This window comes from Paenibacillus xylanexedens, assembly GCF_007676705.1.
Lineage (GTDB): Bacteria > Bacillota > Bacilli > Paenibacillales > Paenibacillaceae > Paenibacillus > Paenibacillus xylanexedens_C.
Genome location: NZ_VEBF01000187.1, coordinates 1 through 298, shown reverse-complemented (window position 1 = coordinate 298; position 298 = coordinate 1). Strand labels below are relative to the sequence as shown.

At 42.3% G+C, this 298-nt stretch carries 1 protein-coding gene; it reads right to left on the bottom strand.

All coding sequences use genetic code 11. The features are described from left to right. Positions 1-25 precede the first annotated feature (25 nt). On the bottom strand, positions 26-151 hold the full coding sequence (locus FS628_RS32890; RefSeq protein ID WP_260871246.1) for a hypothetical protein: 126 nt from the start codon (positions 149-151) through the stop codon (positions 26-28). Positions 152-298: the final 147 nt, after the last annotated feature.

The following is a 298-nucleotide window of genomic DNA, read 5'->3' as shown; positions in this document are numbered from 1 at the left end:
TTCTCTCCCACTTTACCAAACCCTGTCAAACCAATTGACCATTTGGTACACGAACATCAACTGCTGTCTCAAATATATTCCCCACATTTTCCTCATCCTTATCCCCATATATTCCCTCTTCCCCATGCAAACCGTTATTTATTTTTCCCAACTGCTCCCCCCTCTGCTCACCCACCATTCGATGCAATTTTCTTTCTACACACTCCTTAATCCCCATACCTTCAACTCACCTATCATCATATACAACGCCTAATCAGAACCTTTCCCGTCTACTCAGACACGCAACGTTTTTTATATA